The organism is Vitreoscilla stercoraria DSM 513, from assembly GCF_000382305.1.
Lineage (GTDB): Bacteria > Pseudomonadota > Gammaproteobacteria > Burkholderiales > Neisseriaceae > Vitreoscilla > Vitreoscilla stercoraria.
Genome location: NZ_KB908018.1, coordinates 150,321 through 162,497 on the forward strand (window position 1 = coordinate 150,321; position 12,177 = coordinate 162,497).

Genomic DNA, 12,177 nt, shown 5'->3' on the forward strand with positions numbered 1-12,177 from the left:
TATATTCCTAACTTATTAAAACATCATTCTTCTGTGTTGGGCGTGACCAATAACACATGCAAACGACGGGCATCAGCGCGGGCGATGGTAAATGTCCAATCACCAATGGTGATTTTGTCACCACGTGCAGGTAAACGACCAAATTCTTGAATGACCAAACCACCGATGGTATCGACTTCTTCATCAGAAAATTGAGTTTTGAAGTACTCATTGAAATCTTCGACTTCTGTTGTAGCATTGACGCGAAAGCGTTCAGGACTGATGGCGAAAATTTGATCTTCGTTGTCATCCAAATCGAATTCGTCTTCAATGTCACCCATGATTTCTTCGGTCACATCTTCTAAAGTGACCAAACCTGATACGCCACCATATTCATCAATCACGACTGCCATGTGATTGCGTTGTGCACGGAAGTCTTTCATGATATTGGTCAGTGATTTGCTTTCAGGTACAAATACGGCAGGGCGCAAAATATTGGCCAACTGGAATTGTTCAGGTTGCCCAAAAAAGCGTAATAAATCTTTGGCATGGACGATGCCCAATACTTCGTCTTTGTCCTCGCCAATCACGGGAAAACGTGAATGTGAGGTTTCTTGTACGTAAGCGATGATGCGTTCGATGCTGTCATTGGCTTTGATGACATCCATTTGACTGCGAGTGACCATCACATCACGCACTTCTAAATCGGCAAAATCCAACACATTTTCTAGAAGCTCTAGGGTTTCTTTGTCAACCACTTCATTGTCAGCAGCCAGACGCAAAACGTCTAAAATTTCTGCTGGGCTTTCTGGCGTGTCATTGCTTAAGCGGCTTAAAATGCGTTCAAAAAAGTTGGGTTTCTTCGACGAGCCTTCGTCCATTATTGTTCATCCTGTAAATATGGGTTGGTATATCCTAACTGATGCAAGATGCTTATTTCAAGCGCTTCCATTTCCTCAGCATCAGATTCTTCAATATGATCGAAACCGATCAAATGTAACATGCCATGTACGGTCAAATGTGCGTAATGGGCTTTTAAAGGTTTGTTTTGTTCTAAAGCCTCACGTTCAATCACTTGTGGGCACAAAATCAAGTCGCCATATAAAGTGTTGCTTTGTTGGCCTGATAGCAAATCCAATTCATCGTGAGCGAAACTCAAGACATTGGTAGCGTAGTCTTTTTCGCGGTAATCGCGGTTATAACTTTGTGCGTCTTCTGTATCCAATAATACCAAGCTGATTTCTGCATGACGGTAAAATGGTTTCATGGCTTGCCATGCCCATTTGAAAAAATCTTGCTCAGTGGGCGTTTGGGCGCTAGAGGCATTGTCCACATGCAAGTGTAAACGTTGTTTTTGGATGGCTAGAAAAGGAAAGGTTTTGGCTTTTTTCATAATTTAAAGTGTTTCAGTCAATGTTTGGGTACGGCGAGCTTGGATTTTTTGCCATGTTTTGTACAAAATAAACGCTAAAAAACACAAAGCCGCAAGTGCTAAAAATGGGGCAAAAATAGATAAAATGGCCAATACAATCGCGCTGATGGTTTCGCCAATCGAGATAATTGGATTGGCAATACCACCTGTGGTTACGGTCGATGTGGCTCTGGCACTGGCATTGATGCCTTTAATCGTTGCCGCTGCTCCGCCACCGCCAATAATGGCCAATGCCCAAGTGAACACCGGTGGTAAATCCATGGCAGTAGAAGCCATGATGGCAGTGCCAGCCAGACCTGCTAATGGGATGGCCAAAGTATCGAGTAAATTGTCAAACCAAGGAATCAAATAAGCCAGCGCTTCTATGATACAGGCCGCTGCTAAGACCGTTAAAGCCACAGGAGAATTGAGCCATTGCCATTGTTCATTCATCGGCAACACTTCATAAAATCCTGCCAAACTCAGAGCAAACAAAGGTACAAAGACCCGAAAACCTGCCGCAGCTGCTAAGCCGATACCTAATACGATACTGAGTAAGGTTTCCATAATGGCTTTGTCCTTTTACCGGCCGCTTTTAGAGGCCGATGGATGGGTTTGTTGGTCTGTGTCTGCTGCTTGGTCATAGGCTTCAACGATTTTTTGTACCAATGGATGACGTACCACATCTTCGCTGGTAAACGTGTGGAAATACAAACCATCGACTTGTGACAATTTATCCCGCGCATCGCGCAAACCTGATTTGATATGACGTGGTAAATCAATTTGGCTCAAGTCGCCTGTAATCACCGCTTTGGCACCAAAGCCAATGCGCGTTAAAAACATTTTCATTTGTTCAGGTGTGGTGTTTTGTGCCTCGTCTAAAATCACATAAGCGGAATTGAGTGTACGACCACGCATGTATGCCAATGGTGCGATTTCAATGAGACCTTTTTCTAATAATTTGCTCACACGGTCAAAACCCATCAATTCATATAAAGCATCGTATAAAGGGCGCAAATAAGGATCAACTTTTTGTGTCAAATCACCCGGTAAAAAACCTAATTTTTCGCCTGCTTCTACGGCAGGTCGTACCAACACAATGCGGTTGACCAAATGGCGTTCCATTGCATCGACAGCAGCGGCCACTGCCAAATAAGTTTTCCCCGTACCTGCAGGCCCTAAGCCAAAGACCACATCATGGTTGAGCAAAGCCTTGATATAGCCATTTTGGCGTGGTGTGCGACCGCTTAATTGGCCGCGACGGGTTTTGAAACTGTAAGGATTGGATTCGCGTTGCTCTTGTTGGCTGCGCTGGTTCTCAATCCATTGATTTGGAATCATTTCAGTTGTCGATTGGGCTTTGGCTGCAACAATGACCAGCTGGATATCACTGTCATTCAGGTCGCGTTGCTGTGCCAAAGACAGTAATTGTTGTAAACAAGAAACTGCCAATTCGGCAGCATCACCACGTACCAATAATTCATCTGCACCACGGCGAATTTCCACGTTCAAAGTTTTGCCTAAAATTTCAAAATGGGCATCCATTGCACCAGACAGGCGTTGTAATGTGATTTGGGTTTCGCCTGTAAGTGAAAACGTGGTTGACATGCTCATGGTGTATCCTTATTAGAATGAGAATTGATTTTACCACAGCAGGTATTGTCCTTGATGTTGCTTTGTATCTGAAGACGATGCAAGCACTTGATAAATCATGTGACAGTCTGCGTCTATTTGCTTAAAGTTACGTTTATTTGCCTGATGGTGAGGCATTTGCATGGTTTTGCAATGAAAAGCCGATGCTGAAGCTATTTTTGAGAAAGAATCATAGTAAAAATGAATAATAATTTGATGATGTTGGTTTTGGTTTGTTGCATTGGGTTGGTGAGTGCGTGCAGTAGTGAAAAAGCTTCTAATGAAACAACCACGGTCATCAAGCAATTATCGGCAGCTGATGTGGTACAAATCCAACCACAAAATTTTGAACAAACCATTGCTTTTACAGGATCGTTAAGGCCGTTGCAAGAAGCCATAGTCAGTGCTGAATCTGGTGGTACGGTAGCGAAGATGTTGGTCGCTGAAGGTGATGAGGTGCAAAAAGGGCAAGTGGTGGCAGTGATGGACAACCAAGCGGTCAGCCAAAATGTACAATCTTTGCAAGCACAAGTGGATAACAGCCGTGCCAATTTGGCTTTGTCGAATACCAAACTTAAGCAACAACAAGTGTTGTTTGAAAAAGGATTTGTTTCCAAATTGGCTTTGGAGCAAGCTCAAAACGAATATCAGGTGGCTTTGGGTAACCACAAAGTACAACAAGCGGAATTGGCTAAAATGAATAAAAATCAAGCCGATGCGAGTGTGAAAGCGCCGATTACTGGCGTGGTGTATGAAAAATTGGTCAATGCAGGTGAATTGTTACCCGCTGGTGGACAAATTTTAAAATTGGCGCAAGTGAGTGTGTTGGAGATTGCTGCAACGGTTTCTTCTGAACAAGTGGCTTTTGTGCGTGTGGGGCAGGAGGTGTCTTTTTCAGTGGCTGTGGGTGCGCCAAGCCATACAGGCCGCATTGTACGAATCAACCCCGTAGCAGATGCAGCGACCCGCCAATTCACAGTTTTTATCCATGTTAATAATCCCGAAGGCGTCCTGAAAGTCGGTCAATTTGCACAAGGCAAAGTGGTATTGCAAAGCTTAGACAATGCTTTGGTCATTCCACAATTGGCTGTGCGCAATCTAGAGCAAGCACCATTTGTATATGTGGTTGAAAATGGTGTGTTGGCGCAAAAAAATATCAAAATTGTTTTACAAGATACGACCAGTGGATTATTGGCTATTGATGGTTTGTCTGCAGGTGCCAATGTATTGCGTACAGAGTTGCTGGGTGTGAAAGTGGGTGATGCGGTGGCGTTGCCAAAGGCGGGTAAATAATATGTGGTTGACCCGACTAAGTGTTAATAACCCTTATTTTGCAGCAGTGCTTGTGTTGGCAACTGTGGTGTTGGGTTTTTTCTCGATGTTCAAATTGCCAGTAGAGGCATTCCCTGATGTGCGTTTTCCAGTGGCGATGGTGTCAACTGTTTATGAAGGTGCTTCGCCTGAAGTGGTTGAAAGCGATGTGTCCAAACCGATTGAAGAGGCGCTCAATACTATCAATGGTGTGAAAAATATCCGTTCGTATTCATTTGAAGGCTCATCTGTGGTGATTGCCGAGTTTGAGTTGGATGTGGATACCGCTAAATCTTTACAGGACGTACGAGACAAAATTGGTACGGTTGGCGGTGGTTTTGACCGTGATATTGATACACCCGTGGTATCTGAATTCAATCCTATGGATGCCTCTATGCTCAATATTTCTTTGGGTACGCAATCGGTCAGCTTGCGTGAGTTGACCGATTGGACAGAAAACGTATTGAAAAAGCGTTTGCAAACGGTTGTTGGTGTCGGTGAAGTAGAAATTGTCGGTGGAACCACGCGTCAAATTTCGATTGCTTTGAAACCTGAAAAACTGCGCAGTCTGAATGTCAATGTGGCTGATGTCAGTCGAGCCATCAGTGCTGCCAATAGCGATTATCCATCTGGTACGGTCATGCAAAACGGTAATGAAATGGCGGTTCGTGTCAGTGGCAAAATCAAAGATCCGTTGCAATTTGCCAATATTGTGGTGGCTGAGCGTGGCGGCAGTTTGATTCGTGTCAGTGATGTGGCTGATGTCAGCGATGGCATTGCTGAGGCTTTGAGTATTGCTACTTTGAATGGTGAGCCTGCGGTGTCGCTGAACATTCGTGCCACGCGCGGTGCGAATGTGGTGGATGTGGCAGATGGCGTCAAAGCCATGCTGGATCAAGAAATGGTTCGTGGCCCTGCAAATTTGAAAGCTGTTTATACTTATGACCAATCTGAAGAGGTGCGCCGTTCGGTCAATGAAGTACGCGATACATTGATCGAAGGTGTGGTGTTGACGGTTTTAATTGTATTTTTATTTTTGGGCACTTGGCGTTCTACGGTGATTACAGGTTTGACTTTGCCTGTGTCTTTGATTGGGGCGATGTGGGCGATTTCATTGATGGGTTTTACCATCAATTTGATGACATTGATGGCATTGTCATTGGCAGTGGGTTTATTGATTGATGATGCAATTGTGGTGCGTGAAAACATTGTGCGTCATGTGCAAATGGGCAAAAGCCATTATCAAGCTGCTTTGGATGGCACTCAAGAAATTGGTTTGGCTGTTTTGGCGACCACTTTGTGTATTGTGGCAGTGTTTTTGCCGATTGGTTATATGGATGGCATCATTGGCAAGTTCTTCCATCAATTTGGTTTGACTGTGGCTGCTGCCATCGTCATTTCTACGGTGGTGTCTTTGAGTTTAGACCCCATGTTGTCAAGCATTTGGCATGACCCAAAAAATGTCAAGCGCAGTTGGTTAGGGCGTTTGGTCGATCGTTTTGATCGTTGGGTTGATGATGTGGCTGAGCGTTATACATCTTGGTTGCGCTGGTGTTTGAAACATCCTATCAAGGTTTTGTCTGTGGTTGGTTTGATGATGATCGCCAGCTTTGGCTTAGTGGTGAGTGGCATGGTTGGTGGTGAATTCATGCCGCAACAAGACCGTGGCAAAATCAAAATTACTTTTAAAACGGCACCAGGCTCTAGCTTGGAATACACCATGTCTAAAACGACGGAAGTGCGAAATCTTATCAGCCGTTTGCCAGAGGTGCAGAGTGTGGCTGCGGATGTGGGTGCTGCAGGTTTTGGTAATGGTAAAACCAATAGCTCGCTTAGTGTGAATGTGGGTGATAAAAACGAGCGTGAACGTGACATTCATGAATTGATGCGTGTTATTCGTACGGATTTGGCACCTGTGGCAGGTATTGAAATCACGTCGATTGAAGCGATGGGTCAGGCAGGTCCTGGTGGCAAAGTCATTAATGTGGGTTTGCGCAGCAATAATAGTGACGATTTGATGTTGGCTGCCAAAGAGGTTCAGGCCGCTTTGAATAAAATCGCAGGGGTCACTGACATTGAAAACAGCGAAGCCGATGCCGATCCGTCTTTGAATATTGTCATTGATAGAGATGCTGCGTCAGCATTGGGAATCAATTTGGCTGTATTGGGCGATACCATGAAAATGATGTTTGCAGGTGAGCGTTCATCCAGTTGGGAAGCGTCTGATGGTAACAGTTACAACGTGCAATTGCGCATTCCTGAAGCAGCACGCAGCAGTGAGTTATTGCAGCAAATCACCATTCCCGCAACGGGCAGTGATGGGCAAACGCGCATGATCAGTTTGGATACCATCGCTTCTGTGCAAGAAGGTGTGAGCCCTCGTCAAATCAATCGTGTTAATTTGCAACGTGAAGTCAATTTCACTGCCAATATTGCAGATGGTTACAATCCTAGTGATATTTTCAGTCAAATCGATGCTTTGAAAATTGATTTGGATTTGCCAGACAGTGTCACATTTGTGCAAGAAGGCGCCAGTAAAGACATGCAAGAGTCTGGCATTTATGCATTGCAAGCTTTGGCTTTGGGCATCATTTTCATTTATTTGATTTTAGTCGCGCAATTCAGAAGTTTTACCCTGCCTGTAACCATCATGATGTCATTACCGTTAATCTTTATTGGTGTTTTTGTTGCCCTATGGGTAACAAATAATACATTGAACATGTTCTCTATCATTGGCATTGTGATGTTAATGGGTTTGGCTGCGAAAAATGGCATTTTGTTGGTTGATTTCATTAACCATGCGCGAGTGAATCAAGGTATGGAAAAGATGGATGCGATTGTGGAAGCGGGCAAGGTGCGTTTGCGTCCGATTGTCATGACCAGTTTGGCGATGATTTTTGGCATGTTGCCATTGGCTTTGGGTTCGGGTGATGGTTCAGAAACTCGCCAGCCTATGGCATTTGCCATTATTGGTGGCTTGATTACTTCTACTATTTTAACTTTGATTGTTGTACCGATTGTGTATGTTTATTTTGATCGTTTACGTGAACGGATGCATCGCTTGTTGGGTCGGAGATAAAGCATATTAATTAATATTTTGACGGAAGTTGTTTTAAGCCACACTGAAAATATTTATATAGAATATGTTGTTTTTATTGTCTTTTAAAACTAATTCTTACAATGTGGAAAATTGGTTTTAAAAGGGTATGTAATTGTTAATTTATTGCATTTTTTATCTTGATGTATTTAACTTCTTAATGAATTGAATGGTTTATGTAAAAAGTATCATTAATTAAGAACTTATATTGCTTTGCGAATCTCCAATAAAATGATTTTTTCTTAACATTATTTCAGGCAATGTTTTAAAAATAGATGTGGAAGGATAAAAAATGTTGAAAATCTCTGAATTACGGCAGCGTAAACAAGATTTAGAAACAAACGTCGCTCAATTGATACATGATTTTGAGAGTGAGACTGGTGTGAAAATTGATGGATTGATATCAGTTTTACATCTTAATAAAGAAGATATGAATGAAAAAATCAACAGCATTAAAGTGGAAATTCATCTAGATGTGTAAAAGACTTTTGGGGATAGGTTGAACCCTATTGAAGAAAGGTATTATTTGGATTTTCGATGATATATAGCTATAATTTTAATATATTATTTTAATAATTTATGTGTTTGATTGTATTAAATTTTTCTTTCTTGTGTCTTTGAGAAAGGATTTGTTACAGATTTTGATTTGTATCAATTATTTATATAGTCAATATGAATAATATGCAGTACGGTTAATATAATAAAGTAATTGTTATTTTTTAATTTATCGTTATTTATCATTTTGTTGTCGTTAGGAAAAGAACCATTATTACCAACTCAGATTTTTTAAATATGATTATTTTATATATTGAAATTTCATAAAAAATGGTGTTGATTCGTGGTTTTAATTTATGAAATATTTCAATTTCTCTCAAGAAAGGCAAATAGCTTAACCTATGGATACCGTGATTAGAAAAGTAAAGACTTTGATGCTTGCTAAGCCTCCTTATTCAGAAATTTACTCTGTTGGTTTTCAGAAAAATATGGCAACTGGCAAAGTAGCTCTGAAACCTTTACCCCAAGTATTAAGCCTAGGTAATACAGAAGTACCTGAGGTACGTTTGTTGGTCGCTCGTTTAGCGTTGCGTATGAAAAATTTAACAGACGGGTACTTAGTATATTCAGATGATGGGTTTGTAAAATACTATGCAGAATCATATTCATTTACTGCAATACATTTAGCTACATTTACCAATTTACCAGTGTATTGTGTTATGGGATCAGGCTCTGAAAATGCATAATCAAAGTTATAACCTTGATGATTTTTGAATATTACAAAGGTTAATGTTTATGCAAATAAATCTGAAAAGTGCTTTGCCGTGAGGCAAAGCACTTTTATTTTGTAGCCTCGAAAAATCCAAATATGCATGTTCAGTCTCTTGAAATTTTTAGTTGATGCCTTATTTAAGTTCTATCTTTGTCACAGCTCATATTTTCGAGGGAATTCATGAAAGAAACCTTAAGTTTTCAAACTGAAGTCAAACAATTATTGCAATTGATGATTCATTCTTTGTATTCCAATAAAGAGATTTTTTTGCGTGAATTGATTTCCAATGCTGCCGATGCGACGGACAAATTGCGTTTTGAATCTTTGAATCAAGCTGCTTTATTGGAAAATGATGGTGATTTGAAAATCACTGTGACTTGTGATGTCGAAGCCAAAACGATTACTGTCAGTGATAATGGTATCGGCATGAGTCGCGAAGAGGTGATTGAGAATTTGGGTACGATTGCCAAATCAGGTACCAAAGCCTTTTTTGAGCAATTGTCAGGGGATGCCAAAAAAGATGCTAATTTGATTGGTCAATTTGGCGTGGGTTTTTATTCTGCTTTCATCGTTGCTGATGAAGTGACAGTGGAAACCCGTCGTGCAGGTGCAGCAGCTCATGAAGCGGTGCGTTGGGTGAGTCGTGGTGATGGCGAGTTTTCGATTGAAGCGATTGAAAAAACAGAGCGTGGTACCAGCATTACTTTACACGTTAAAGAGGCCGAAGCCGAATTGCTCAGCGATTGGACTTTGCGCCGCATTGTAACCACGTATAGCGATCATATTTCTGTACCAATTTTGATGAAGCAAGCACCGCAATACGATGACGAAGGCAATATCATTCATGCGGAAGAGTTGGAAGCTGTGAACCAAGCCCAAGCTTTGTGGACGCGCAGCAAAAATGATATCAGCGACGAGCAATATCAAGAATTTTACAAACACATTTCACATGATTTTCAGGACGCTTTGGCATGGTCGCATTTCCGTGTTGAAGGCAAGCATGAATACACTGGCTTGATGTATGTGCCCAAAGCTGCGCCGTATGATTTGTATGAGCGCGAAGCCAAAGGTGGCGTAAAATTGTATGTCAAACGTGTGTTTATCATGGATGATGTACAAAAATTGATGCCGATGTATTTGCGTTTCATCAAAGGCGTGATTGATACCAGCGATTTGCCATTGAATGTCTCACGTGAAATTTTGCAGCAAAGCCGCGATTTGGATCAAATTCGTGCTGGTGCGGTGAAAAAAATCTTGGCGATGTTAGAAGATTTAGCGAAAAATCGAGCTGAAGATTACACCACCTTCTGGAACACGTTTGGTAGCGTATTCAAAGAGGGCATTGGTGAAGATGCTGCGAATAAAAATAAATTGGCAGGCTTGTGCCGTTTTGCATCGACTGCAGGTGGCGATGCCACGCAAAACGTGTCTTTGGCAGACTATATTGAACGCATGAAAGAAGGCCAAGACAAGATTTACTACATCACTGCTGAGACTTATGCGGCAGCGAAAAACAGCCCACATTTGGAAATTTACCTGAAAAAAGGCATTGAGGTTTTGTTGTTGACCGACCGTGTGGATGAGTGGGTGGTGGGTAGCTTGTTTGAGTTTGAAGGCAAGAAGTTGGCGAGCGTGTCTAAAGGCGAATTGGATTTGGGCGATTTGGCCAATGAAGCAGACAAAGCCGAACAAGAAAAAGCCCAAGAAGCTGCCAAAGATGTGGTGGCAACCATCAAAACCCATTTGGGTGACAAAGTGGCCGATGTTCGCGCCACCACGCGTTTGACTGAAAGCCCAGCGTGTTTGGTGGTGGGTGAATTTGATATGAGCCAAAACTTGCAGCGTATGTTGGCGCAAGCAGGTGCAGCAGACCAAATGCCAAGCGCGAAACCGACTTTGGAAATCAATGCAGAACATGTATTAGTGCAGCGTTTGGCCAATGAAGGCAATGGTGTGATTCAGGCGGAATTGTCACAATTGTTGTACGACCAAGCTTTGCTTGCTGAAGGTGGTAAATTGGAAGACCCAGCCAGCTTTGTTAAGCGTATGAACCAATTGCTGGTGGCTGCGCACGCTTCTTAAGATGAATGGGTTTTTAAGTAGGTGATGCAAAAGCGTCCTGTAAACATTTACAGGACGCTTTTTTGTATTACAGGACGCTTTAATGCCTTGTTAAGCGTAAATCATTAAGCATATTAATCAAATGTGTTTCACTAACATTGCTCCAAACATTGTACAAACAGCCTTGTGTATTCAAATATACATATGCCAAATGACCCGGTCCAGTATCGCCTTCCAAGCCCCAGCCCGCACCGCTGCCATCATTCCAAACGTGGTATTGCGACCAACGACTTACATCCTCCAAACTGCCTGTGATGCCTGCGCCAGCAATGCCGTAAGCACTGCGTTTGTTGGGTAAATCGTAAGCAATGCCCCAACCGCCATGAAAAGAAGCAGGACGGATGCTGGCATTTTTGATGTGCGAGGGTGCAGTAGATGGTAAGACCAATGGCGCGCATGTGTTGCGATTTTCGGCTTTTTGCCATTGGGTTTGGTAGGTTTTTGGAATATGGTTTTTGGAAATTCTTTTTTGAGCAGGTGACACAGTGCTTAAAGCAGGATTTGCCCATGTCATTATCGGCAAGCTTAACAGCAATGTGAAACCCAATAAATGTTTTTTCATGACCAATCTCTTTTAAAAATCAGTTAATTGCCTATCATAAAGTAAAAGTGTGGATGTTGGTACTTGAAAATAAATGCCAAAGTCATTAAGGTGGTTTGATTAAAAAATGAATAATGGGTAAAGGAGCGAGTGATGGGGGAAATAGATGTTTTTGGCGAAGTAGAAAATGTGTATGCTGAATGTAAAATGGATTTGTCAGAACCTGTGCGTTTGCGCATTCATCGCAGCTTGAGTTGGCTTAGGCAAGCCGAGCGCAGCGAGGATTTGGATGTGCGTTTTATGTGTTTGTGGGTGGCTTTTAATGCCGCTTATGCACATGACGCACAAAATACGTTGCCTTCGGCAGATAAAATCGGTTTCAGAGATTTTTTGCTGAAAATTTGCAGTGTCAATAATGATGACATTTACCATTTGGTTTGGCAGACTTATTCAAGCAGCATTCGCAATTTATTGGATTCCAAATATGTGTTTCAGCCTTTTTGGAATCATCACAACGGTATAATCAGCGATGCAGTTTGGCAAGACGCTTTTAGCAAAGCACGCCGCCGCAGCCACGATGCTTTGCGAGACAAAGACACTTCGACGATTTTATTTGTGGTGTTTGAACGCTTGTATACTTTGCGCAATCAAGTGTTTCATGGTGGCTCGACTCATTTAAGCGGTGTCAATCGCGCGCAACTGAAAGATGCAGTGCGAATTTTGTCTGATATGTTGCCATTGTTTTTACAAATCATGATGAGCCATCCTAAAGAGGCTTTGTGGGGCAATCCGTATTATCCTAAAGTAGATTAATCACG

General features: G+C 42.1%; 11 protein-coding genes. 6 read left to right on the top strand and 5 right to left on the bottom strand.

Annotated features, from left to right (window positions below):
* Positions 1-23: 23 nt before the first annotated feature.
* The 4 genes from H150_RS0100750 to H150_RS0100765 are packed head-to-tail and all read right to left on the bottom strand — an operon-like array spanning position 24 to position 3,004.
* Complete coding sequence (locus H150_RS0100750) at positions 24-860, bottom strand: CorC family transporter (protein WP_019957129.1); 837 nt, start codon at positions 858-860, stop codon at positions 24-26.
* Positions 860-1,372: an rRNA maturation RNase YbeY gene (gene ybeY / locus H150_RS0100755; RefSeq protein WP_019957130.1), complete on the bottom strand. Its 513-nt coding sequence runs from the start codon at positions 1,370-1,372 to the stop codon at positions 860-862. Before ybeY ends, H150_RS0100750 begins: the two co-directional genes overlap by 1 nt.
* A 3-nt stretch (positions 1,373-1,375) precedes the next feature.
* Positions 1,376-1,957 carry a DUF4126 domain-containing protein gene (locus tag H150_RS0100760; RefSeq protein ID WP_019957131.1) on the bottom strand — a complete coding sequence of 194 codons (582 nt, stop codon included), beginning with the start codon at positions 1,955-1,957 and terminating at the stop codon, positions 1,376-1,378.
* A gap of 15 nt (positions 1,958-1,972) precedes the next feature.
* Positions 1,973-3,004, bottom strand: coding sequence for a PhoH family protein (locus tag H150_RS0100765; RefSeq protein WP_019957132.1), 1,032 nt, complete (start codon positions 3,002-3,004; stop codon positions 1,973-1,975).
* Positions 3,005-3,223: 219 nt separating this feature from the next.
* Between H150_RS0100765 and H150_RS13440 the strand changes: the two genes are divergently transcribed.
* The 5 genes from H150_RS13440 (at position 3,224) to htpG (ending at position 10,779) form a co-directional block, all read left to right on the top strand.
* Positions 3,224-4,315 carry an efflux RND transporter periplasmic adaptor subunit gene (locus H150_RS13440; RefSeq protein WP_019957133.1) on the top strand — a complete coding sequence of 364 codons (1,092 nt, stop codon included), beginning with the start codon at positions 3,224-3,226 and terminating at the stop codon, positions 4,313-4,315.
* A 1-nt stretch (position 4,316) separates the two neighbouring features.
* Positions 4,317-7,412, top strand: coding sequence for an efflux RND transporter permease subunit (locus H150_RS0100775; protein WP_019957134.1), 3,096 nt, complete (start codon positions 4,317-4,319; stop codon positions 7,410-7,412).
* 310 nt (positions 7,413-7,722) lie between these two features.
* Entirely contained in the window at positions 7,723-7,911 is a 189-nt protein-coding gene (locus H150_RS0100780) for a hypothetical protein (RefSeq protein ID WP_019957135.1), read from the top strand.
* Positions 7,912-8,326: 415 nt separating this feature from the next.
* Positions 8,327-8,671 carry a hypothetical protein gene (locus H150_RS0100785; protein WP_019957136.1) on the top strand — a complete coding sequence of 115 codons (345 nt, stop codon included), beginning with the start codon at positions 8,327-8,329 and terminating at the stop codon, positions 8,669-8,671.
* A gap of 206 nt (positions 8,672-8,877) precedes the next feature.
* Entirely contained in the window at positions 8,878-10,779 is a 1,902-nt protein-coding gene (gene htpG / locus H150_RS0100790) for a molecular chaperone HtpG (RefSeq protein WP_019957137.1), read from the top strand.
* 79 nt (positions 10,780-10,858) lie between these two features.
* Here the strand turns inward: htpG and H150_RS0100795 are convergent, their stop codons facing one another.
* Complete coding sequence (locus H150_RS0100795; RefSeq protein WP_019957138.1) at positions 10,859-11,380, bottom strand: hypothetical protein; 522 nt, start codon at positions 11,378-11,380, stop codon at positions 10,859-10,861.
* 132 nt (positions 11,381-11,512) lie between these two features.
* On the opposite strand from H150_RS0100795, the gene H150_RS0100800 reads away from it, so the two are divergent.
* Positions 11,513-12,172 carry a HEPN domain-containing protein gene (locus H150_RS0100800; protein ID WP_019957139.1) on the top strand — a complete coding sequence of 220 codons (660 nt, stop codon included), beginning with the start codon at positions 11,513-11,515 and terminating at the stop codon, positions 12,170-12,172.
* The last annotated feature ends 5 nt before the right edge of the window (positions 12,173-12,177 follow it).

Bases quoted from the DNA above. Each gene is read 5' to 3' on its own strand.
- H150_RS0100750 (WP_019957129.1), bottom strand. From the start codon at position 860: ATGGACGAAGGCTCGTCGAAGAAACCCAACTTTTTTGAACGCATTTTA.
- ybeY (WP_019957130.1), bottom strand. From the start codon at position 1,372: ATGAAAAAAGCCAAAACCTTTCCTTTTCTAGCCATCCAAAAACAACGT.
- H150_RS0100760 (WP_019957131.1), bottom strand. From the start codon at position 1,957: ATGGAAACCTTACTCAGTATCGTATTAGGTATCGGCTTAGCAGCTGCG.
- H150_RS0100765 (WP_019957132.1), bottom strand. From the start codon at position 3,004: ATGAGCATGTCAACCACGTTTTCACTTACAGGCGAAACCCAAATCACA.
- H150_RS13440 (WP_019957133.1), top strand. From the start codon at position 3,224: ATGAATAATAATTTGATGATGTTGGTTTTGGTTTGTTGCATTGGGTTG.
- H150_RS0100775 (WP_019957134.1), top strand. From the start codon at position 4,317: ATGTGGTTGACCCGACTAAGTGTTAATAACCCTTATTTTGCAGCAGTG.
- H150_RS0100780 (WP_019957135.1), top strand. From the start codon at position 7,723: ATGTTGAAAATCTCTGAATTACGGCAGCGTAAACAAGATTTAGAAACA.
- H150_RS0100785 (WP_019957136.1), top strand. From the start codon at position 8,327: ATGGATACCGTGATTAGAAAAGTAAAGACTTTGATGCTTGCTAAGCCT.
- htpG (WP_019957137.1), top strand. From the start codon at position 8,878: ATGAAAGAAACCTTAAGTTTTCAAACTGAAGTCAAACAATTATTGCAA.
- H150_RS0100795 (WP_019957138.1), bottom strand. From the start codon at position 11,380: ATGAAAAAACATTTATTGGGTTTCACATTGCTGTTAAGCTTGCCGATA.
- H150_RS0100800 (WP_019957139.1), top strand. From the start codon at position 11,513: ATGGGGGAAATAGATGTTTTTGGCGAAGTAGAAAATGTGTATGCTGAA.